General features: G+C 70.5%; 19 protein-coding genes. 2 read left to right on the top strand and 17 right to left on the bottom strand.

What is annotated here, in order from left to right; genetic code table 11:
- Nucleotides 1-23: 23 nt before the first annotated feature.
- The 6 genes from WFJ97_RS11325 to WFJ97_RS11300 are packed head-to-tail and all read right to left on the bottom strand — an operon-like array spanning nucleotide 24 to nucleotide 6,046.
- On the bottom strand, nucleotides 24-1,052 hold the full coding sequence (locus tag WFJ97_RS11325) for an ornithine cyclodeaminase (RefSeq protein WP_336641553.1): 1,029 nt from the start codon (nucleotides 1,050-1,052) through the stop codon (nucleotides 24-26).
- Nucleotides 1,049-1,702, bottom strand: coding sequence for an FMN-binding negative transcriptional regulator (locus tag WFJ97_RS11320; RefSeq protein WP_336641552.1), 654 nt, complete (start codon nucleotides 1,700-1,702; stop codon nucleotides 1,049-1,051). Before WFJ97_RS11320 ends, WFJ97_RS11325 begins: the two co-directional genes overlap by 4 nt.
- Before the next feature lie 30 nt (nucleotides 1,703-1,732).
- The gene (locus WFJ97_RS11315) at nucleotides 1,733-2,563 is read right to left on the bottom strand and encodes an FAS1-like dehydratase domain-containing protein (protein WP_336641551.1); all 831 of its coding nucleotides are present in this window, start codon (nucleotides 2,561-2,563) and stop codon (nucleotides 1,733-1,735) included.
- Entirely contained in the window at nucleotides 2,560-3,789 is a 1,230-nt protein-coding gene (locus tag WFJ97_RS11310) for a CaiB/BaiF CoA transferase family protein (RefSeq protein ID WP_336641550.1), read from the bottom strand. Before WFJ97_RS11310 ends, WFJ97_RS11315 begins: the two co-directional genes overlap by 4 nt.
- On the bottom strand, nucleotides 3,786-4,769 hold the full coding sequence (locus WFJ97_RS11305) for a hydroxymethylglutaryl-CoA lyase (RefSeq protein WP_247624279.1): 984 nt from the start codon (nucleotides 4,767-4,769) through the stop codon (nucleotides 3,786-3,788). The genes WFJ97_RS11310 and WFJ97_RS11305 overlap by 4 nt, the downstream gene beginning before the upstream one ends.
- The gene (locus WFJ97_RS11300) at nucleotides 4,766-6,046 is read right to left on the bottom strand and encodes a hydroxymethylglutaryl-CoA reductase, degradative (RefSeq protein ID WP_336641549.1); all 1,281 of its coding nucleotides are present in this window, start codon (nucleotides 6,044-6,046) and stop codon (nucleotides 4,766-4,768) included. Before WFJ97_RS11300 ends, WFJ97_RS11305 begins: the two co-directional genes overlap by 4 nt.
- Nucleotides 6,047-6,258: 212 nt before the next feature.
- Between WFJ97_RS11300 and WFJ97_RS11295 the strand changes: the two genes are divergently transcribed.
- The gene (locus WFJ97_RS11295) at nucleotides 6,259-7,119 is read left to right on the top strand and encodes an alpha/beta fold hydrolase (protein ID WP_336641548.1); all 861 of its coding nucleotides are present in this window, start codon (nucleotides 6,259-6,261) and stop codon (nucleotides 7,117-7,119) included.
- Nucleotides 7,120-7,147: 28 nt separating this feature from the next.
- On the top strand, nucleotides 7,148-9,115 hold the full coding sequence (locus tag WFJ97_RS11290) for a helix-turn-helix domain-containing protein (RefSeq protein ID WP_247633615.1): 1,968 nt from the start codon (nucleotides 7,148-7,150) through the stop codon (nucleotides 9,113-9,115).
- A gap of 276 nt (nucleotides 9,116-9,391) precedes the next feature.
- Here the strand turns inward: WFJ97_RS11290 and WFJ97_RS11285 are convergent, their stop codons facing one another.
- From WFJ97_RS11285 to WFJ97_RS11235, 11 genes are all read right to left on the bottom strand, one after another.
- Nucleotides 9,392-9,817, bottom strand: a complete 426-nt coding sequence (locus tag WFJ97_RS11285) for a cupin domain-containing protein (RefSeq protein WP_247957106.1) — start codon at nucleotides 9,815-9,817, stop codon at nucleotides 9,392-9,394.
- 24 nt (nucleotides 9,818-9,841) lie between these two features.
- Nucleotides 9,842-10,645: an ATP-binding cassette domain-containing protein gene (locus tag WFJ97_RS11280; protein WP_247957107.1), complete on the bottom strand. Its 804-nt coding sequence runs from the start codon at nucleotides 10,643-10,645 to the stop codon at nucleotides 9,842-9,844.
- On the bottom strand, nucleotides 10,642-11,511 hold the full coding sequence (locus WFJ97_RS11275) for an ABC transporter ATP-binding protein (RefSeq protein WP_247624270.1): 870 nt from the start codon (nucleotides 11,509-11,511) through the stop codon (nucleotides 10,642-10,644). Before WFJ97_RS11275 ends, WFJ97_RS11280 begins: the two co-directional genes overlap by 4 nt.
- A gap of 90 nt (nucleotides 11,512-11,601) precedes the next feature.
- A complete protein-coding gene (locus WFJ97_RS11270; protein ID WP_247624269.1) occupies nucleotides 11,602-13,176 on the bottom strand; it encodes an ABC transporter substrate-binding protein in 1,575 nt (524 codons plus the stop codon).
- A 4-nt stretch (nucleotides 13,177-13,180) separates the two neighbouring features.
- Complete coding sequence (locus WFJ97_RS11265) at nucleotides 13,181-14,131, bottom strand: ABC transporter permease (protein WP_247633611.1); 951 nt, start codon at nucleotides 14,129-14,131, stop codon at nucleotides 13,181-13,183.
- Complete coding sequence (locus tag WFJ97_RS11260; protein ID WP_247624267.1) at nucleotides 14,128-15,078, bottom strand: ABC transporter permease; 951 nt, start codon at nucleotides 15,076-15,078, stop codon at nucleotides 14,128-14,130. The genes WFJ97_RS11265 and WFJ97_RS11260 overlap by 4 nt, the downstream gene beginning before the upstream one ends.
- A 228-nt stretch (nucleotides 15,079-15,306) precedes the next feature.
- Complete coding sequence (solA, locus tag WFJ97_RS11255) at nucleotides 15,307-16,434, bottom strand: N-methyl-L-tryptophan oxidase (RefSeq protein WP_336641547.1); 1,128 nt, start codon at nucleotides 16,432-16,434, stop codon at nucleotides 15,307-15,309.
- A 270-nt stretch (nucleotides 16,435-16,704) separates the two neighbouring features.
- Complete coding sequence (locus tag WFJ97_RS11250; RefSeq protein WP_336641546.1) at nucleotides 16,705-17,022, bottom strand: GIY-YIG nuclease family protein; 318 nt, start codon at nucleotides 17,020-17,022, stop codon at nucleotides 16,705-16,707.
- A 306-nt stretch (nucleotides 17,023-17,328) separates the two neighbouring features.
- The gene (locus tag WFJ97_RS11245; protein ID WP_247957110.1) at nucleotides 17,329-18,639 is read right to left on the bottom strand and encodes an MFS transporter; all 1,311 of its coding nucleotides are present in this window, start codon (nucleotides 18,637-18,639) and stop codon (nucleotides 17,329-17,331) included.
- A gap of 57 nt (nucleotides 18,640-18,696) precedes the next feature.
- Nucleotides 18,697-19,668, bottom strand: a complete 972-nt coding sequence (locus WFJ97_RS11240; protein ID WP_336641545.1) for an amidohydrolase family protein — start codon at nucleotides 19,666-19,668, stop codon at nucleotides 18,697-18,699.
- Nucleotides 19,665-20,963 (bottom strand): homoserine dehydrogenase, encoded by a 1,299-nt coding sequence (locus tag WFJ97_RS11235; RefSeq protein ID WP_336641544.1) that lies wholly within the window; start codon nucleotides 20,961-20,963, stop codon nucleotides 19,665-19,667. The genes WFJ97_RS11240 and WFJ97_RS11235 overlap by 4 nt, the downstream gene beginning before the upstream one ends.
- Nucleotides 20,964-21,124 lie beyond the last annotated feature (161 nt).

Here is a 21,124-nt window from a genome sequence, read left to right as displayed (position 1 = left end):
GGGTCGGCGGGCGGGGCCGCCGGTCAGGCGACGGGGACGGGCGAGGTCGCGAAGCCGAAGAGGTCCTTCGGGTCCTCGGGGGCGGCGACGAGGTCGATCTCGGTGTCGAGCCCCGTGCCCGCGAGGTCGGCGCGCAGGTGACGCAGGGCCGAGAAGTCCTCGATCGCGAAACCCACCGAGTCGAAGATCGTCACCTGCTCGGGCGAGGTGCGTCCCGCAGCCGTCCCGTTCAACACCTGCCAGAACTCCGTGACCGGGAAGTCCGCGGCGACGTTCTGGATCTCGCCCTCGACACGCGTCTGCGGCGTGTACTCCACGAACACCGGACCCCGATCGAGGATCCGCGGGTCGAGCTCGGTCTTGCCCGGGCAGTCCCCACCGATCGTGTTGATGTGCATACCCGGGGCGACGTCGGCAGCCGTCAGCACCTGCGCGACCGCCTTGTCGGCCGTGCACGTCGTGACGATGTCGGCGCCGGCGGCGGCCTCCGACGCCGAGGCGCACACCGTGATGTCGAAGCCGCGCGGTGCGAGGTTGCGCACGAACTTGGCGGATGCCGCGGGGTCGACGTCGTAGATCCGCAGGCGTGACACACCCAGCACCCCGCGGAACGCGAGAGCCTGGAACTCGGCCTGGCTGCCCGCCCCGATCATCGCCATCGTCGACGAATCCGCACGCGCGAGGCGCCGGGCGACCATCGCCGACGTCGCCGCCGTGCGCAGCGCCGTGAGCATGGTCATCTCGGCGAGGAACACCGGGTAACCGTTGTGCACATCGGCGAGCACACCGAACGCGGTCACCGTCTGGTACCCGCGACCCGGGTTGAACGGGTGGCCGTTGACGTACTTGAACGCGTACACGTCGGGGTCGCTGATCGGCATCAACTCGATCACGCCGAACGGCGTGTGGTTCGCGACGCGCTCGCTCTTGTCGAATGACTCCCACCGGCGGAAGTCCGCCTCGATCGTGTCAGCCATCTCCGTCATGATCGTCTCGGCTCCGCGGCGCGAGATCCACTCCACCATGTCACCCACTCCGACGAACGCGGTCATGCGGTCACTTCCTTTCCATCGAGCACGTCGCGGTTCACATCCGCGATGCGATCGGCGAGCTTCGGGTTCTCATAGGGGCCGGGGTTGCGCAGCGCCTCGACGACGCGCGCGATCACCTCGGGGGACTTGTCCTGGTGCATCTTCTCCTTGGCCTCGATGCGGGTGGCCCGCAGGCGGAACCCCACGGTGCCGTGCACGATGCGCTCGGCGTAGGCGGTGTTCTCGAGAGTGCGATGCATCAGGTACGGGTCGGGCAGCGGGCTCTCGAACCAGCTCACGAGGCGGTCGAGCACCGCGAGGTTCTCGACGTCGGAGAGGATCTCGGGGGTGCCGAACAGGTGCGCGACGGCGAAGTCCCACGTGGGCACGGCCGGCGACGTGCCGTACCAGCTCGGCGAGACGTAGCCCTGGGGTCCGTAGACGATCACCATCGTCTCGTGCCGGCCGAGCTGGTGCAGGCGCTCGTCGGGGCGACCGACGTGACTCACGATCGAGATGCCCTCGGCATCCTCTTCGAGCAGCACCGGGTAGTGCGAGGCGACGAGTCCCTCGCCGGGCACGTGGCTGACGATCGTCGCCCACGGGTTCTCGCGCACGAGCGCGCGCACGGTCTCGACGTCGTCGAGGGCGTAATCGGGGTTGTGCCTCACGGTGTCTCCAGGTGGGGGGTGGGGTGGCCGTCAGGCCCAGGTGATGTCGGCGGTGGCCAGCACGACGTCGTCGGCGTCGACGGCCGTGACGCGGAGGCCGTCGGGCGCGGTGTGTCCGACCAGGCGCAGCGGCCGGTCGACGAGCACCGGAGCGATCGCCCGCACGTCGAGACGGGCCGGCACGCGCTCGGGCGTGTGCCGGCGGGCGGCGTCCATCAGCAGGATGCGCGTCAGCGGCCCGTGCACGAGCAGGTCGGGCAGGCCCTCCACGTCGCGCGCCCAGGCACGGTCGTAGTGGATGAGGTGCGTGTTGAACGTGAGCGCCGAGAACCGGAACAGTTGGCGGGCGTCGGGCGTGAGCTCCTCGACCCACTCCCCCTCCGCCGCGATCGACGGGTCGGGGCGCGGGGCGCGGGCAGGGGCATCCGGATCCGCCGCCTCGAGGAAGACGTCGTGCCACACGCTGCGCACCGCCACCTCGCCCGCGACCGCGTACTCGCGCACGAGGTCGACGAAGGTCAGACGCCCGCGCGAACCGGTCTTGTCGACCACCGAGCCCAGTGACGTGGTCTGCACGACCTCGTCGCCGAGGCGGATCGGTCGCAGGAACTCGGTCGTCTCGCCCGCGTACATGCGGCGGGGCAGATCGATCTCGGGCACGACGCCGTCACGCGCCGGGGTGCCGTCGGGGCGCAGGTCGGCCAGTGACACCGCGAACGGGAAGAACACGCCCTCCCAGGCGGCGGGCAGCGGGTCGCCCGCGGCGAGCGCCGGATCGGATGCCGCGAACGTGCCGCGGTACGCCTCGACGGTGTCGGTGGTGATCGGCGCGGTGCGCACGACGGGCGTGGGAGTGCTCACGGCAGTGCCCCGGCGGCGCGCAGCTCGGCGATGCGGGCGGCGTCGTACCCGGCGAACCGCGCCAGCACGTCGTCGGCGTGCTCGGCGAAGCGGTTGGCGGTGCGGGCGGGGGTCGCGGGCGTCTCCGACAGTTTGATCGGCTGACCGAACATGCGCAGCACGCCCAGGTCGCCGTAGTCGGCCTCGACGATCATGTCGCGCTCGGCCGTGCCGGGGTCGTCGACCACCTCGCCGATCGTCTTCACCGCGGTGAGGGGCACGACGTCGCCCGCGAGGTCCTCGAGCTCCTGCTTGGTGCGGGTCGCGAGCCACCCCGCCACGATCGGCTTGACGCGGCGCTCGTACACATCGGTCTCGAACCGCTTGCGCATGGTGTCGATCTCGGGGTCGTCCTTGAGCTCGGGGGTGCCGAACAGGTCGCAGCTCGCGTTCCACAGCTTGTCGGTGTACGCGCCGAAGAAGACCTGGCCGTCGGCGCAGTCGAACAGCTCGTAGGGCCGCACCCAGGCGTGCGCGTTGCCCTGCGGCGACGCGACGTTGCCCGTGACCGTGTAGTCGACGACCGCGGTCTCGGTGAGGGCGACGATGCTGTCGACCTGCGCGACGTCGACGACCTGGCCGACGCCGGTGGCCTCGGCGTGACGCAGCGCGGCGAGCGTGCCGATCACGGCGAACAGGGTCGCCGAGAGGTCGCCGATCGTGACGCCGACGCGCACCGGCGGATGCTCGGCGTAGCCGTTCATCGACCAGATGCCGCCCGCGGCCTGGGCCGTGTTGTCGAAGGCGGGGCGCTTGCTGCGCGACCCCGTGCGGCCGTAGCCGGAGATGGCGGTGTAGACCAGGCGCGGGTTGATCTCGCGCAGCACCTCGTAGCCCACACCGAGCTTCTCCATGGTGCCGGGGCGGAAGTTCTCGACGAGCACGTCGGCGCCGCGCACGAGGTCCTTCAACACCTCCTTGCCCTCGGGGGTCGCGAGGTCGAGACCGACGCCGAGCTTTCCGCGGTTGTACTGGGCGTAGTACGCGCTGAACTCCTCCTCGCCGTCGGTGAGGTACGGCGGGAAGCCGCGCGACACGTCGGGGTCGCGCGGGTTCTCGACCTTGATGACCGTCGCGCCGAGGTCGGCGAGGGTCTGCGAGGCGTAGGGGCCGGCGAGCACGCGCGACAGGTCGATCACGGTGACTCCGGCGAGCGCGCCGGGGGCGGGGAGGGTGGTGTCGATCATGCGGGAGTGACCTCCTGTGCGGGTTCGGGGGTGTCGAGTCCGGCGGCCGCGAACGCGCGGGCCACGTTCGACGCGGGCCGCACGGTGCGGATGCGGGAGAGCCAGAGCGTGGTGGCGGCCAGGGCTTCGAGATCGAGTCCGGTCTCGATGCCGAGGCCGTGCAGCATCCACACGAGGTCCTCCGTCGCGAGATTACCGGTCGCGCCCTTGGCGTAGGGGCAACGGCCGAGCCCGCCGACCGACGCGTCGAACTCGGCGACGCCCAGTCGCAGGGCGGCGTGCACGTTCGCGAGCGACTGCCCGTAGGTGTCGTGCAGGTGCAGGGCGATCGCCTCGACGGGGATGCCGGCGTCGAGGGCCTCCTCGATGACCGCGATCGTGTGACCGGGCGTGGCGACGCCGATCGTGTCGCTGATCGCGATCTTCCGGGCACCGGCCTCGTGCAGGGCGCGGGCGGCTTCGGTGACGGCATCCGTGTCGACGCTCCCCTCCCAGGGGTCGCCGAAGGCCATCGAGACGTAGCCGCGCACGGGGATGCCCTGCGCGGTCGCCGCGGCGATCACCTCGACCGCGCGGTCGATGGCGCCTGCGCGAGTGGTGTTGAGGTTGGCCTTCGCGAACGACTCGGTGGCGCTGACGACCACCGACACCTCGCGGATGCCGGCGTCGATCGCGCGCTGCAGACCGCGGAGGTTCGGCACGAGGCCGACGGCGCGGGCGCCCGCGGGCACCTCGAGGCCGGAGACGACCTGCTCGGCGTCGGCGAGCTGGGGGATCCAGGTCGGCGGCACGAAGCTCGTGACCTCGAGGTCACGGCTACCGGCGGCGTACAGCCGACGGCAGAGCTGGATCTTGACGGCGGCGGGGATGATGTCGGTCTCGGCCTGCAGGCCGTCGCGCGGACCCACCTCGAACACGGTGACGCGCGCGGGGAGCCCGTCCTCGCGGATCACCCGGGGCGCCGGGACCGTGGCGGTCATGCGCCGGCCCCGCCCCCGCGCAGTTCGGCGAGCACCTCGCGGGCGTACTCCACGCGGATGCGGCGGTCGGCGACGATCCGGGCGGCGACCGCGCCGATCTCGTCGACGTCGGCACCCGCGGATGCCGCGATCGTGCGCGCGTGCAGGGTCATGTGTCCGCGCTGGATGCCCTCGGCGGCGAGCGCCCGGCAGGCGGCGAGGTTCTGGGCGAGTCCGACGGCGGCGATGACGCTCGCCAGCTCGCGCGCGGTCTCGACGCCGAGCAGCTCCACGGACGCCTGCGCGGTGGGGTGCGCGCGGGTGGCACCGCCGACGAGGCCGACGGCGAGGGGCACCTCGAGCGTGCCGACGAGGTTGCCGTCGGCATCCTTCTCGAACTGCGACAGCGCCGTGTATCCGCCGGCTCGGGCGGCGTGCGAGTGGCAGCCCGACTCGACCGCGCGGGTGTCGTTGCCGGTGGCGAGCACGACCGCGGTGATGCCGTTCATGATGCCCTTGTTGTGCGTGGCGGCACGGTAGGGGTCGGCCTCGGCGAACGCGCTCGCGGCGACGATGTCGTCGACGACCTGGGGACCGCCCAGCAGTTCGGCGTCGAACACGGCGCGGGCGCGGGTGAGGCGCAGCTCGGCCTTGTTGGTGAGGATGCGCAGCAGCGTGCGGGTGCCGGCGAGCTCGGCGATGCGCGGGGCGATCGCCTCGGCCATCGTGTTGACCGCGTTCGCGCCCATCGCATCGCGCACGTCGACGTGCAGGTGCACGATGACCTGCACTCCGGCGCGGGTGGGGAGCACGCGCACCGAGATGTCGAACGCCCCGCCGCCGAGCGAGACCAGCATCGGGTCCTGCTGGTTGGCGAGCTCGAGCAGCTCGTCCTTCGCCTCGAGCAGGGCGAAGCGCGCGCCGTGCGGGTCGATCGCGTCGAGCACCTGGATCTGGGCGATCATCACATCGCCCGTGTACGAGGTCGTGAAGCCGCCGTGGCCGCGGGCCATACGGGCGGCGTTCGAGGCGGCGGCGACGACACTCGGCTCCTCGGTGGCCATCGGGATCAGGCGGTCGCGTCCGTCGATCGTGAAGTTCGTGGCGACGCCGACCGGCACCGCGATGAGGCCCACGACGTTCTCGACCATGTGGTCGGCCTGAGCGAGCGAGAGACCGCTGTCGGGGCGCAGCGCCCCCAGAGCATCCGCATCCAGCTCCGCACCCTGCGCGACGAGCGCGAGGCGCTCATCCGGGGTGTGATCGCGGAGTCCGGAGATTCGGCTGTTGATCGACATCGGCCACCTTCCTTCGGGACAGCGACCGGGTCATCGGCGCTGTGGTCAAGGAAGACACTAGGAGCGGGCGGCAGGGGCGACGATGGGTGGAACACTCATCCTCGGGGCCCCGCTGTATGCGGTCGACACATCACCCCGCCTGATCGCGGAACCTAGACTCGCACCATCACCCGGAGCGCGGACCGCGGGTCCCCCGAGCGCGAGGAGTACGCATGCCCTACACCGATTCCGCCGATGTGCGCCTGTACTACGAGGTGTTCGCCGGGGCCGACGCCCCCGCCGACGCCCCCGTGCTCGTGCTCGTCTCGGGCGGCGGCGCCCAGCTGCTCAGCTGGGACGAGGAGTTCATCGGCATCCTCACCGCCGGCGGCCTGCGGGTGGTGCGCTTCGACAACCGCGACACCGGTCTCTCGCAGCTCTTCGGCGGACCCGACGACGTCGACGGCGGCTACGACCTCATCGATCTGGCCGAGGACGTGCTGCGCGTGCTCGACGATCTGGGCGTCGAGAAGGCGCACGTCGCCGGGCACTCGATGGGCGGCATGATGGCGCAGATGCTCGCGATCCACCACCCCGAGCGCATCCTCAGCCTCGGGCTGCTGTCGACCATTCCCGGCCAGTCGCGCCGCTGGGTCGCGCACGGCGAGCGCCCCGAGCTCGCCGAGGCGCCCGTGCGCGTCACGCGCGAGCAGGCGGTGGCGTTCACGCGCACAGCCCTCGAGGCCGCACCGGTCGGACGCTTCGACCACCAGGTCGAGTGGCACGTGCGCGCGACCGGCGAGGCCTACGACCGCGGCTACTACCCGGAGGGCTTCTCCCGGCAGTGGGCGGCCCTCAAGCGCGCGCCCGAGCGCCTCGACGCCCTGCGGTCGGTGACCGCTCCCACGTTCGTCTTCCACGGCCGCGACGACGACGTGCTGCACTGGGCATCCGCCGTCGACATCGCCGAGGCGATCCCCGGCGCCGAACTGCAGGTGCACCCCGACATGGGGCACCTCATCCCCCACGAGCTGTGGCCCGAACTCGCGGCCGGACTCCTGCGCACCGCCGCACGCGCCGAGGGTCGCGGCTGAGAGACCTGATTTGAGGGCGACAGCGCTCATGCTCGACACTGAAGTCACGCGCCTGTCGGCGCCGCCCTCCCCCGAAGGGACGAAGATGCCCGAGCACGACGACGCCATCGCCTCGCTCCTCGATGCGGCCCACGACCCCGAACTCGTCGGCCCCACCGGTGTCAGCGACGCCCTCCGCGCGCTCGGGGCCAGCGAAGCGGATGCCGCGCTCCTCGCCGAGCGCGTCGCCCGCATCCAGCGCGAGCTGTCGCGTCTGCGCCGCCGCGAGCACGAGCTCACGGCCCTCTTCTCCAGCGCTCGCGAGCTCGCCGAGCTGCGCGACAGCGACGCCGTGCTCGCCCGCCTCGTGCAGCGCGCCCGCGAGATGATGGGCGTCGACCTGGCCTACCTGTCGGAGTTCGATCCCGACACCTCCGAGCTGCGGGTGCGCGAGACCAGCGGTTCGGTGAGCGCCTCGTTCCAGCAGTTGCGCGTGCCCCCGGGTCGCGGCCTCGCGAGCGTCGTGGTCGAGTCGCGCACCGCGCAGTGGGTCGCCGACTACACCGCCTACACCGAGGACCGCCACGACACCGGCATCGACGACGCCGTCTCGGCCGAGGGCCTCGTGTCGATGCTCGGCGTGCCGATGCTCAGCAGCGACGACGTGCTCGGTGTGCTGTTCGTCGGCAACCGCGAGACGAAGGAGTTCTCCCCCGACGAGGTCGCGCTGCTGTCGGCGCTCGCCGACCACGCCTCGGTCATCCTGCAGACGACGCAGACGCTGCGCGAGCTGCAGCTGTCGGAGGATGCCAGCCGCCGCACCCTCGAGAGCCTCACCGCGCACCTCGTCGAGCGCGACCGCGCCAACACCGTGCACCAGGAGCTCGTGCAGGCGGTGCTCGCCGGCGGCGGATTCGGCCCGGTGGCCGAGACCCTCGCCTCGGCCCTCGGCCGGGCGGTCGCGATCATCGATGCGCAGGAGAACGTGATCGCCGCCGCGGGGCTGCCGCTGGCCCCCGGGATGCTGTCGCTCGACGAGCCCGTGCGCGACGCCCTCGCCGAGAGCCGCCGCAACGGACACTGCGTACCGGTCGCGGGCGCGGGCGTGCGCGCCGTCTCGGCCCTCACCGCCGGCAACCGCCACTTCGGGGCGCTCCTGCTCGGCGACGGGGCCTTCGAACTCGGCGCCGTCGACTTCCGCACCGTCGAGCGTGCGGCCCAGGTCGGGGCGCTGCTCGAGCTGCAGCAGGAGGCGGCATCCGGAGCCGACCACCGCGTGCGCAGTGAACTGATCGCCGACCTGCTCGACGACGTGCCCGAGCGGCGCTCCGACGTCGAGCGGCGTGCGCGGCGCCTCGGCGTCGACCTCGCGACCCTCGACTCCCTGCTGCTGCTGGCGGTGCCGGGCGATCAGCAGACCGCCGCGGCGCGCGCCGTCGTGCGCTCGCTCGACGACCGTGCGCTGGTCGGCGAGTACCGCGGATTCGTGGTCGCCGCCCTCGCAAGCGACCGCGGCCCCGTCGATCCCGAGCGGCTGCGGAGGGAGGTCGCCTCCGCGATCCAGGAGGCGGTGACCGTCGTCGTACCGCCGCCCGCGAAGGGTCCGCTGCCCTCGGCGTTCCTCGCCGCCCGGCGCACCGCGCGCCTGCTCGCCGCGCTCGAGCTCGCCGATCTCACGGCGCGCGTCGAGGACTTCCTGCCCTACTCGGCCGTGCTCGACACCGACGCGCAGGGGCTCTCGGCGTTCCTGCGCGACACGATCGGGGCGGTGCGCCAGTACGACGCCGAACGCAACGCCGATCTGCTCGGCACCCTGCGGGCGTTCGTGCGCAACAACGCCAGCCCCACCCGCACGGCGCGCGCCCTCAACTTTCACACGAACACGATCCTGCAGCGCCTCGACCGCCTCGACCACGTGCTCGGTGCCGGATGGCGCGACGACGAGCGGATGTTCCGCATCGGCATCGCCGTGCGCCTCGACGAACTGCGCGAGCGCCTGCGGGGCCCGGCCGCGTAACGTTGCGCCCCTGTGTGCACCGATCGGTCATGAATGCCGGTTCTGAGCCATGAAAACCGGCATTCATGACCGATCGGTGCATCCATAGCGCGGATGCCGCGGGGCGGGGCCCTTCGACAAGCTCAGGGACCCAGTGCCTGGGGCGCCCTCACCAACGGAGGAGAACACAGCCTCCGCAGGAAGCATCCGCCGTTCCGATCCTGCCGAACGCGAGAAGTCCTCCCGGACGGATGCCGCGCGGTGGGCCCTTCGACAAGCTCAGGGACCCAGCTCCTCCTACCGCTCACCCTCCGCGTCGAACGCCTCGACCCCGGTCTGCGGGAAAGGATGCGGGCCGCGAGGCCCGAACACGAGCACCAGCTCGGCGACGGCATCCGACTCGTTGCGCACCCCGTGCCGCATGCCCTCGGGGGCGTAGAAGGCGTCACCCACCCGCAGAACCCGGCGATCGGAACCCGCCGTGATCACGACCTCTCCGCGCGTGACGATGTACATCTCGTCGGAGCTGTTCGGCGAGCAACTCGTGGGGTCGTCGTCGAGGTGATGGTGCTGCCCCTCCTCGGCGCCCGGCTCGAGCCGGTACATCATGACCGACGTGGGCAGCGACGACGATTGCTGGAAGTACCACTCGATCCCGATCCGGCCCTCGCCGTGGTACAACTCCCAGTCGTGCTCGTTGTCGCCGCGTCTCTGCACGCGCATGTGCGACCCCTTTCGAAGAGACCCTCAGCTCCGGTACAGCACCGGCATCGATTCGAGGAGCTTCTGGGTGTACGGATGCTGCGGAGCGTTCATGACCTGCTCGCCGGTGCCCTCCTCGACGACCCGCCCCTGGTGCATCACGGCCACCCGATGGGCGATGTGGTGCACGACCGAGAGATTGTGGGTGATGAAGAGGTAAGTGACGCCGGTGTCCTTCTGCAGCTGCACGAGCAGGTTGAGCACCTGCGCCTGCACTGACACGTCGAGCGCCGAGGTGGGCTCGTCGAGCACCACGAACTCGGGTTCGGCGGCCATGGCCCGCGCGATCGCGATGCGCTGGCGTTGTCCACCCGAGAACTCGTGCGGGTAGCGTCCGGCGGAATCCATCGGCAGCCCCACGCGGTCGAGCGAGTCGGCGATCCGGCGGCGGCGCTCCTTCTGGCCGATGCCGGCGGCCACGAGCGGCTCGGCGATCGAGCGGGCGACCGTGAAGCGCGGGTCGAGGGAGTCGTTGGGGTCCTGGAAGACCATCTGGATACGGCGGCGGTGCGTGCGCAGGGCGCGACCCCGGATGCCGGTGACGTCGGCGCCGTCGAACTCGATCGTGCCGAGCGTGGGCTTGCGCATGAGCAGGATGGCGCGGGCGAGCGTGCTCTTGCCCGACCCGGATTCGCCGACGAGACCGAGCGTCTCGCCGCGGGGCACGCTGAGGCTCACGTCGTCGAGGGCGGTCATGACGTTGTCGCCGTGCCCGAAACGCTGGGTGATGTTCTTCACCTGCAGCACGTCGTCGGGAAGGGCTGCGGGGGTCTGCAGGGCGTCGGTCACGATGCCTCCTCGAGCACGGCGGGAACGCTGTCGAAGTCGTTCACGGCGGGGATGACGGCGAGCGGCGAGCGCACGGGCACCGAGGGCCGCGGGATGCTCTCGAGCAGCGCCCGGGTGTACGGATGCCGCGGGTCCTCGAGCACGCGTCGGGCCGAACCGGTCTCGACCACGCGTCCGCGGTACATCACGGCGACCCGCTCGCAGAGCTGGCCGATGACGCCGAGATCATGGCTGATGAACAGCACGCCCATGCCGGTCTCGTCGCGGAGGCTCTTGATGAGGTCGAGGATCTGCGCCTGCACGGTCACGTCGAGCGCGGTGGTGGGTTCGTCGGCGACCAGCAGGTCGGGGCCGGCGGCGACGGCGATCGCGATGACGACGCGCTGACGCTGACCGCCGGAGAGCTGGTGGGGGTAGTAGTTCAGGCGCTTCTCGGCATCCGGCATCTGCACGAGCCGGAGGATCTCGAGGGCACGGGCGCGCGCCTGCTTCTTGTCGGCCTTGCCGTGGATCTGCAGCACCTCGGCGATCTGGGCGCCGATGCGCATGCAGGGGTTGAGCGCCGACATCGGCTCCTGGAAGACCATGGATGCCTTCACTCCGCGCACCTGGGCCCAGTCGCGCTCGGTGGCGTCGTTCATGTCGGAGCCGGCGACGTCGATGCTCGCGGCGGTGACGCGGGCCGAATCGGGCAGCAGCCCCATCATGGCGAGCGCGATGCTCGACTTGCCGCTGCCGGACTCGCCGATCACGCCGACGATCTCGCCCTTGCGCACGCGCAGCGAGACGCCGGAGACCGACGGCGGGGCGCTGCCGTAGGCGATGCTGAGGTCTTCGACGCGGAGGGCGTCGGTGGCGTCGGTCATGCGCGACTCGCTTCTGTGATCGATACGGGAGAGAAAGCGGGGAGGGGTGCCCCGGCGCCTCCGGGGGGGAAGAGGCGCCGGGGCGGGGTGTCACTGCGTCAACCAGGCGTGGTCGAGAGCCGAGCGCGCGTAGAACGCGTCGTTCTCGTAGTCATGCAGCTTGTTGCTGTCCCAGACCTCGAAGTACACCGGCACCGCGGCGGGCACGAACTCGAGCGCCTTGTCGGCCGCCTCGGTCGCGAGTTCCGCCACGAGCTCGTTGTACTCCTCGGGGGTGGCCGCCGACTTCGCCTGCACGAGCAGTTCGCGGGCCTTCTCGGCGTCGGGGTTGCCGTCCCAGTGGTTGTAGTAGCCGCCCTCGAGCAGCACCGGCTCGAGGTAGTAGGCCGCCGAGGCGCGCGGGCTGCCCGGGATCGCGACGAGGTCGGTCCAGGACTCGCCGGTGGTGAAGATCGGCGAGATCTCGGCGAGCGGCGTGGCCTTGAGGTTGAGGGTGATCCCCGCCTCGGCCAGCTGCTGCTGCATCATCTCGTAGACCGGGTGGTGCGCCGCGGCGACGTCACCCATGTAGCTGAGGGTGATCTCGGGGTTGGGCTGACCGGCCTCTTCGAGCAGACGCTTCGCCTCGTCGACGTCGCGCTCGTGGTACGGGAGCTTCGTGGCGTCGGTGGCGCCGGGGTCTCCGGCGGGCGGCACGAACGAGATGCCGGCGTTGCCGAGCATGGCGGTGTCGACGATCGCCTGTCGGTCGAGCGCGAGCGAGAAGGCGCGGCGCACGTCGACGTCGGCCAGCGGACCCGACTCCGGGTTCACGTAGACGGCGAGGTTCTGACGGAACGCGGCCTCACCGAGCGTGAAGCCCGACGATGCGGCCTGCTGCGCGAGGCTGCCGTCGATGAACGACGCGGCCTGCACGCTGCCCTGCTGCACGGCGGCGAGCAGGGTGTTCTCGTCGGGGTACAGCTCGAACACGATCGTGTCGATGTAGGGCTCCTCGCCCCAGTAGTTCTCGTTCTTCTCCATCGTCACCGAGACGCCCTGGTTCCACTCGGTCACCTGGTAGGCACCCGTGCCGACGCTCGTGGTCTGACGCTCTTCCTCGGTGGCGTTGCCGTAGGCCTCTTCGCTGACGATGAGGAAGGTCTGCCGCGCGGAGACCGCGTCGAGGAACGTGCCGTCCGGGGCGCTGAAGTGGAACGTCACCTCGTAGTCGCCGGTGGCCTCGACGCTGTCCATCAGGCTGAGGTAGGTGGCGTTCGTGCCGCCGTCCTTGCGGGTCTCGAACGAGTAGACGACGTCACCCGCGTCGAACGGGGTGCCGTCGGCGAACGTGACGTCGTCACGCAGCTGGAACACCCACGTCGTCTCGTCGGTCTGCTCCCACTCGGTGGCGAGGGCCGGCTCGATGGTGCCGTCGTCGTCTCGGGTGAGGAGGGTGTCGTAGGCCATCGAGTAGATGACCTCGGCGGCGATGGCCGAGGCCACCATCGGGTCGATGCCGCCGGCCGAGGGCTCGGCGGGCACGCCCCACGTGAGGGTTCCGCCGGCGACCGGGTCACCGGCATCCTCTCCGCCGGTGCCGGTACCGCCGCCGGACGTGCATCCGGCGATCGCCAGGGTCGCGACGGCGAGTGCCGCCACCCCTGCCCAGTGTCGTCTGTTCATACCTCTACTCCGTTCGGGTGTGCTGCGTGGATGTGGTGGTGCGGTCGGGGTTCGCCGGGCCGCGGCGCTTCGTGCGCCGCCCGAGCGAGAAGGCGGGCTCGCGCCGCGGGGCGAGGTAGTCCTGCATTCCGTCGGCGAGGAGGTTCCACGCGGCGGACAGCAGGATGATCACCAGCGAGGGCAGGATGATCAGCAACGGCTGCAGCTGCATGAAGCGGGTGAACTCGCTGATCATGCGGCCGGCCGAGGGCTCGGGCGCCTGCACACCCTGGCCGAGGTAGCTCAGCGCCGCCTCGATCAGCACGACCTGCGAGGCCACCGAGGCGAACTGCACGAACAGCGGGGTGAGCACGTTGGGCAGCAGGTGCTCGACGATCACGCGCGCCGGGCGCACGCCGCTGAGGGTCGCCGCGAGCACGAAGTCCCGCTCGCGGAGGGCGATCACCGGAGCCCGCATCACCCGGGCGAAACCGGGGGCGAACACGAGTCCGAGGGCGAGGATCAGCGGCCACGGCCCGTTGCCGATCACGACGCCGACGACGAGGGCGACGAGGATCGCCGGCAGGGCGAGCACCGCGTCGACGACGCGCATGATGACGGCATCCACCCATCCGCCGACGTACCCGGCCACCAGACCGAAGAAGGTGCCGATCACCGCGCCGAGCAGCGCGGCCGCCCCCGAGATGATGAGGCTGGTGCGGGCGGCGAGCGCGAGGCGGGTGAACGTGTCGCGGCCGAGGTTGTCGGTCCCGAGGATGTGGTCGAGGCTCGGCGCGGCGAGCGCGGGACCCGAGGCGACGAACGGATCGTAGAGCGGCGCGACCGTCATCCAGCCGGCGAGGATCAGGATGACGCCGAGGATGCCGGCGCCGCTCCAGAACGCGGGGCCGAACTTGCGGCGGGCCGGGCGCTTGCCGGCGACCTTGGCGAGGGCGAGTTCTCTTGTGACGGTCATCGCGTGTGCACCCTCACTCGGGGATCGATCAACGGATACAGCAGGTCGACCACGAAGTTGATCACCACGTAGACGACACCGATCAGCAGCACGGTGGCCTGGATGATCGGATAGTCGGAGGAGCGGATGCCGGTCAGCAGCAGCGAGCCCATCCCCGGCAGCGAGAACACCGCCTCGATGACGACGGTGCCGCCGACGAGCGCCGCGAGCTCGATGCCGATGACGGTCGTCACCGGGATGAGCGCGTTGCGCAGCGCGTGCCGGCCGACCAGTCGTCCGGGCGAGGCGCCCTTGGCGCGGGCGGTGCGCACGAAGTCCTGACCGAGGGTGTCGAGCAGGGTGCCGCGCGTGTACCGGGCGACGATCGCGGCGAGCACGATGCCGATCAGCAGGGCGGGCAGGATCAGCACCCCGATCGCCCGCAGGGGATCGTTCGCCGCCCCCGCGTATCCCACGAGCGGGAGGCGGAGCGTGAGCGAGTTCACCAGGATGAGCACGGTGCCGAGCACGAACGGCGGCGTGGCCAGCAGCACGAACGACAGACCGCGCACGACGTGGTCGGGCAGGCGGCGCCAGCGGGTCGCGGCCAGCACACCGGCCGGGATGCCGAGCACGGTGCCGAACACGGTCGCCATCACCGCGAGGGTGAGACTGAGCGGCAGGCGCGTCGCGATGAGGGTCGACACCTCGCCCGGCACGGTGATCGCGCGGCCGAAGTCTCCCTGCACGACGCCCAGCAGCCAGGAGAAGTACTGCGTGATCCACGGCTGGTCGAGACCGAGCTCGGCGCGCAGGGCCTCGAGCTTCGCGGGGTCGGGGTTGGCCGGGTCGACGAACGCGGCGAGCGGGTCGCCGGGGATGATCCGCACCATCGAGAACACGATGATCGAGAGGATGAAGAGCACGAACAGCGACGAGAGGATGCGCTGGATGATGTAGCGGGTCACCGTCGTGTCACTCCCCCGTGCTCATCACGCGGTGGCGTGCGCCCGCTGTCGCGTGCGTGCGGGGTCCGAGAACGGAGGGTGTCGTCGATGACATGGCGGTCACGCTACCCAGCGCGCGAGGGCGTCTGTACGGTGCGGCGGCCCAGGGGAACGGTCGCATGATGGGCGAAACCTCCATAGCAGGGGCGGAAGAAGGGCGCGGCGATCGGGATGCCGCGGGCAGGCGGGTCAGACGACCATCGAGTCCGCCGCGGCGAACTCGCTCAGGTCGTCGGTCGACTCGCCGTCCAGGGCGAGCTCGGCGAGCACCCGACCGAGGGCCGGCGTGAACTTGAAGCCGTGACCCGCAGCGAGGCCGACGATGATGTCGGGGTGCTGCGGCAGCGCGCTGAGCACGAATCGGCGGTCCTTGGTGAGCGCGTACTGGCAGGTGACCGTGCGCAGTTCGGGGCCGGATCCGGGGATCACGTCGTGCATGAATCCGGTGAGCTGCTCGATGAGCTCGGGCGAGGGGACGAACGACCGGTTCTCGGGCGTCATCCGGTTCTCCGACACGTCGCGGGCGGCCTTGATGGTCGGCTCGCCGTAGGTCGGGAACCCGTAGTAGCACTCGTCGTCCTCCCAGATCCACACGGGGAAGACCGAGCGGTCGTAGTTCTCGGGCTCGGCGGGGCGGAAGTAGCTGACCTGCTCCTGCATGATGTCGAGCGGGATCGTCGCACCGAGCGGGTCGAGGAGCGTGTTCGTCCAGGCATCCGTCGCGAGGATCACCTTGCCGGCGCGGATGTCGCCGTTCGACGTGTGCACGATCACGCCGTCGCCGTCGGGCGCGAGGCGCTCGACGGCGGTGCGGTCGCGGATGTCGGCGCCGTGCACGCGGGCGCGCATCTGCAGCGTCGCGACCGTGCGGGAGGCATGGGCGATGCCGGTGTCGGCCGTGTAGACCGTCTCGACGTTCTCGGGCACGCGGAACTGCGGCCAGCGCGCCTGCACCTCGGCGGGCGAGAGCAGTTCGTGCGCGACGTCGCACTCGGTGAGAGCGGTGGTGAAATCGGATGCCGAGTAGGGGCCGTCGGAGGGGATGAGGATCACGCCGCCGGTGATGGTGAGCAGGCGCTCGCCCGACTCGGCCTCGAGGTCGGCCCAGTCGCGGTACGCGGACTGGGCGAGGCGCACATAGGCGGTGGATCCGTACGAGGTCCGCACGATGCGCGAGGTGTCGTGCGAGGCTCCCCGCACGTGACCGAGCTCGTACTGCTCGAGCGCGACCACCTTCGCTCCACGACGGGCCAGGTGGTAGGTGGCGGCGCTGCCGAGCGCTCCCATCCCGACGACTGCGACCTCGAACGACTCCATGATGCTCCGTCTCTTCCGCGGACGGTGCACACCACCGGCCTGTTGTCGTTCAGTGTGGATGCCGCCGCGGGGCCGTTGCTATGGGGCGATGTCCCATGTTGTTCGCACAGGAATGTGCCTTCGATACGCGTCCGACCCCGCAGATGACAGTCGTCGGCAGAAGGTGTTTCCGGCGCGTTTCGGGTGCAGCGGCGGGCCCCTTCGACAAGCTCAGGGACCCAGTTGCAGAGGCTGGGTCGCTGAGCCGCACTACTGGGTCGCTGAGCCGCACTACTGGGTCGCTGAGCCTGTCGAAGCGTCCCTCCCCGAGGAACGGGACAGCCTCGGCAGATCTTCGCCCCGCTGCTCGATGAGCGCGATCTTCTTCGCCCGGCTCCAGCCCTGGATCTGCTTCTCCCGGAAGAACGCCGCGTCGACGGTGTCGAACTTCTCCGCGTAGACGACCACGACGGGTTGGCGGACACGAGTGAAGTGCGCCGCGAGCTCGTCATCGTGGTTGTGCTGCCACACGCGTGCGTCGAGATCGCCGTTCGTGCTTCCGGTGTAGAAGCATCCGTCGTTGCAGCGGAGGATGTACGTCCAGGCCATGGGCAATTGTCGGATGCCGTGAACGGCGCGTTTGCCCGCCTGGGGATAAGTCTCGTCGGGCGGGGCCCTTCGACAGGCTCAGGGACCCAGTCCCCGACCGAGTCACCGAGCCGCGCCACCGAGTCACCGAGCCGCACCGCTGGGTCGCTGAGCCTGTCGAAGCGTCCCCCACGAGACGCAGCTCCGCGGGGAGGGGCCCTTCGACAAGCTCAGGGACCCACTCCTCGAAACCGGGCCACCACCCACGACGAAGCCCCCGCAGACGCGCTGTCTGCGGGGGCTCGGCCGGTCTCGGTAGCGGGGGGTCTACTTCGAGACGAGCTCCGACGGGAGGTCCTTCGCCGTGGCGACGGCGCGATGCTGCCGCACGGTCATCGTGAGGATCGCGCCGACGATCATGATGCCGCCCGTGATGTACAGGGCGACGGTCGCGACGCCGGTCGTGTCCTTCACGAAGCCGATCAGGTACGGGGCGGCGAAGCCCGCGAGGTTTCCGGTCGAGTTGATGAGCGCGATACCGCCGGCGAGGGCGGTGCCGGCGAGCATCGAGGTCTGGAAGCTCCAGAAGATCGCCGGGATCGACAGGGCGCCCGCGTTGGCGAGGCACAGGCCGATGATTCCCCAGACCGGGTCGGTGCCCGCGATGATGCAGATCGCGAAGCCGGTGGCGCTGAGCAGGAAGGCTGCGGCGATGAACTTGCGGCGCTCGCCGGCGCGGTCCGACAGGTAGCCGAACGTGACCATCGAGATGATCGCCGCGAGGCTGGGCAGCGCGCTGAGGAAGCCGATCTGCACGGTGTCGGTGATGCCCAGGTCGCCGATGAGGGTCGGCAGCCAGAAGCTGATGCCGTACAGGGCGAAGTTGTACGAGAAGTACACGGCGGTGAGCAGCCAGATCAGCTTGCTGGTGAAGACCTTGCGCAGAGGGGTCTCGGCCTCATCGACGCGTTCGGCGGCGAGGAGGGAGCCGAGGCGATCGCGCTCGGGTTCGGTGAGCCAGGTGACCTTGCGGTAGTCCTCCTGCAGGCAGAAGAGGATGACGATACCGAGGAGCACGGTGGGGATCGCCTCGATCACGAACAGCCACTGCCAGCCGGTGTGGCCCCAGACGCCGTCCATGCCGCTGAGGATGAAGCCCGAGACGGGGCCGCCGATGAGGCCCGACGATGCGAGGGCGATGTAGAAGATGCCCCAGGCGCGTCCGCGGCGGCTGGCCGGGAACCAGTGCGCCATGTAGAAGAGGATGCCGGGGATGAAGCCGGCCTCGGCGACACCGAGCAGGAAGCGCAGCAGGTAGAACATCCACTCGCTGTCGACGATGAACATGAGGCCCGAGATCAGGCCCCACGTGATCATGATGCGGGCGATCCACTTGCGCGCGCCGACCTTGGCGAGGATGAGGTTCGAGGGGATCTCGAAGATGAAGTATCCGATGAAGAACAGGCCGGCACCGAGACCGTAGACCACGTTCGAGAAGCCGAGGTCGGCGCTCATCGTGGCCTGCGCGTAGCCGATGTTCACACGGTCGAGGTACGAGAGGAAGAAGCCGAGCATCGCGAGCGGGAGCACGCGCAGCATCACCTTCCGGAAGAGCTTGTCGTCGTTGACGGTCGTCATGAGGGTCCTTCGTCGGTTCAGGGGGGTGTCAGAGGGTTTCGGGTGAGCGGTAACGGGTCAGACGGCGGGCACGTCGAGTCGGTAGACCCGTGCGGCGGTGCCGTGGAAGAGGGCGTCGAGTCCCGCGGCGTCGAGGCCGGCGGCACCGGTGAGGATCGTGTCCATCACCTCGTCGAAGTCGGGGGCGGTCAGGGTCGCGACCGGCATGTTGGAGGCGAACAGCGCGCGGTCGGCGCCGAAGATCGCGAGGGTGTCGCGCACGACCTCCTCGTTGGAGGAGCGGTCCCAGCGGTTGCGGTACAGGCCGAGCTCCGAGACCTTGACGGCGGTGCCGGGCAGCGCGGCGAGGCGCTCCATGCCGTCGTGCCAGACGCGCAGGGCGTCGGCGTCGCGATCGAGCGGCAGGCCGCAGTGGTTGATCACGACGGTCAGCTCGGGGAAGTCCGCGAGTACGTCGGCCGCTTCGGCGAGGTGGTAGTACGGCACGCGCAGGTCCCACGAGAACCCGTGCGCCGCCAGCGCCGCGATGCCCTCGACCCACGCGGGGTCGTGGAGGGTGCCGGGGCCCGTCGCGGTCTCGCCGGCGCGCGCGGCGATGACGGGCTTCGATCGGATGCCGCGCACGATGGAGCGCTGCGCGTGACCGGCGAGCACCTCGTCGCGGTCCGGCTGCAGGAAACCGACGTGAGCAACGGCGGCGATCGGGAAGCGTCCGCCGGTGGCGTCGCTGAGCCCCTGCAGGAAGTCGTCCTCCGCGACCTGTTCGCTCCGGCTGCGCTCGGCCTCGCAGTGTACGGTGCCGAGGATGTTCCAGCCCGCGGTCTCGGCGAGGTACTCGCGAGGCAGGAAGGTGCGGCGCATGGCGTTGTAGTCGCCGAGGAAGAACTGCTCGTTGTACTCGTCCTGGATCCATGGCCAGTGGCCGTCGCCGTCGAGGTCCCAGAAGTGGTGGTGCGCGTCGATGATGCGCAGATCGTGCCCCTCGGGGAGGCGCGCGTCCTGGATCCGGCGAGCTGTCTCGATGCTCACAGCCGCACGCCCTCCACGAAGGCGGTGCGCACGTCATCGGCCACGCCCGTGAGGTCGGCGAGGCGGATGAGCTCGCCCTCGGCGATGTCGCGCACGAGGCGTGCGCCGGAGAGCAGGTAGTACGCGGCCGCGAGCGTGTCGTCGGCGTCGGTGACGGCATCCGCCCGATCGATGATGACGGGTGCGACGCCGTCGATCTCGTGGTGGTGACCGCGCACCTCGAACGTCTCTCCCGCGGCGAGCGCGCGGGCGGCGCGGGCGGCGAGCACCGTGTGGTGCCGGGGCTCGGCGAAGGTCGAGGTGCCCTCGACCAGAGCGTCGATCGTGAGCGGGGTCTCGACGCCCATGAAGTGGTACGGCCAGTAGATGCAGGCGTAGCGGCCCGAGCGCGAGACGATGTGGCCCTTGCCGGCGAGCAGGTCCCAGGTCTCGGGGTCGCCGGTGGTGACGATCGCGAACACGCCGCCGGCGAAGCTCGTCTCGCCGGGCAGGCGCAATGCCGAGAACACGTCGACCGTGCGGTCGGTGCCGATGATGCCGCCGTCGGCCCGGCGGGCGTAGATGTCGGCCAGCTCGCTGGGGCGGGCGACGGGGTAGTGCATGCGCTCGGTGTCGGCGGTGGCGCCGGCGTAGAGCGAGACGACGGCCATCTCGCAGGAGTCGGCGGCGGCGGCGCGCTTGAGCGGTGCGACGACGGATGCCCGGGCGGCGAGCGTCTTGTCGATGTCGTCGCCGAGGAACAGGTGGTCGGTGAGGGCGGATGCCTCGATCCGCTCGCCCTGCTGCTCGAGCACTCCGGTGGCGGGGTCGAAGACGAGATCGTACTCGCCGGACTTGCCGAGGGCGACGACCTCGAGGCCGACGCGCTCGACCCAGTCGAGCAGGCGCAGCAGGTTGGCGGGCTGGTCGCCGTCGCCGGGCAGGTAACCGACACCCTGGGCGCGGGCGGCGCGCGAGAGCGAGACACCGGCGACGCTCTCGATCTCCTTGCTGACCATGACGACATGGATGCCGCGCTCGATGGCCTCGGCGGCGTAGCGGTAGCCCGCCTCGACGCGACCGGAAGCCTCGACGAGCACGTCGATCTCGTCCCAACGGACGTCGTCGTGGCCGGGGATCGGCTCGGCGTCGGGGAGGCCGCCGAGGTCGGCGATGAGGGTGCGCACGCCGTCGACATCGGGGTCGATGAGCTGCGTGGCCGTCATACGGTCGATCGAGCGCAGCTGGGAGAGGAACGTGCGGCCGAAACCTCCGCGTGCGCCGGTGAGAGCGACGCGGATAGGAGCGTGGGTCATCGGTGGTCCCCTCTGCACGGGACGTTCCGTGCGGTCGTACGAGAGCTGCGGGAGCGGGTTCTCCCTGCGGCCTCGAACACTGTTTCACAGTCGTAAACATTTCTCAAATTTGTTCACAACAGTTCACACGTGATGGAATGAGGGCACCCACTCCCGAGGAG

Source organism: Microbacterium sp. USHLN272, assembly GCF_037149655.1.
Lineage (GTDB): Bacteria > Actinomycetota > Actinomycetes > Actinomycetales > Microbacteriaceae > Microbacterium > Microbacterium galbinum.
The sequence above is the reverse complement of the archived record's forward strand: the minus strand, read 5'-3'. Positions and strand labels throughout refer to the sequence as shown.

Excerpts from the sequence above, each read along its gene's own strand:
- WFJ97_RS11325 (WP_336641553.1), bottom strand. The coding sequence starts at position 1,052 with ATGACCGCGTTCGTCGGAGTGGGTGACATGGTGGAGTGGATCTCGCGC.
- WFJ97_RS11310 (WP_336641550.1), bottom strand. The coding sequence starts at position 3,789 with ATGATCGACACCACCCTCCCCGCCCCCGGCGCGCTCGCCGGAGTCACC.
- WFJ97_RS11305 (WP_247624279.1), bottom strand. The coding sequence starts at position 4,769 with ATGACCGCCACGGTCCCGGCGCCCCGGGTGATCCGCGAGGACGGGCTC.
- WFJ97_RS11300 (WP_336641549.1), bottom strand. The coding sequence starts at position 6,046 with ATGTCGATCAACAGCCGAATCTCCGGACTCCGCGATCACACCCCGGAT.
- WFJ97_RS11295 (WP_336641548.1), top strand. The coding sequence starts at position 6,259 with ATGCCCTACACCGATTCCGCCGATGTGCGCCTGTACTACGAGGTGTTC.
- WFJ97_RS11290 (WP_247633615.1), top strand. The coding sequence starts at position 7,148 with ATGCTCGACACTGAAGTCACGCGCCTGTCGGCGCCGCCCTCCCCCGAA.
- WFJ97_RS11285 (WP_247957106.1), bottom strand. The coding sequence starts at position 9,817 with ATGCGCGTGCAGAGACGCGGCGACAACGAGCACGACTGGGAGTTGTAC.
- WFJ97_RS11275 (WP_247624270.1), bottom strand. The coding sequence starts at position 11,511 with ATGACCGACGCCACCGACGCCCTCCGCGTCGAAGACCTCAGCATCGCC.
- WFJ97_RS11270 (WP_247624269.1), bottom strand. The coding sequence starts at position 13,176 with ATGAACAGACGACACTGGGCAGGGGTGGCGGCACTCGCCGTCGCGACC.
- WFJ97_RS11265 (WP_247633611.1), bottom strand. The coding sequence starts at position 14,131 with ATGACCGTCACAAGAGAACTCGCCCTCGCCAAGGTCGCCGGCAAGCGC.
- solA (WP_336641547.1), bottom strand. The coding sequence starts at position 16,434 with ATGGAGTCGTTCGAGGTCGCAGTCGTCGGGATGGGAGCGCTCGGCAGC.
- WFJ97_RS11250 (WP_336641546.1), bottom strand. The coding sequence starts at position 17,022 with ATGGCCTGGACGTACATCCTCCGCTGCAACGACGGATGCTTCTACACC.
- WFJ97_RS11245 (WP_247957110.1), bottom strand. The coding sequence starts at position 18,639 with ATGACGACCGTCAACGACGACAAGCTCTTCCGGAAGGTGATGCTGCGC.
- WFJ97_RS11235 (WP_336641544.1), bottom strand. The coding sequence starts at position 20,963 with ATGACCCACGCTCCTATCCGCGTCGCTCTCACCGGCGCACGCGGAGGT.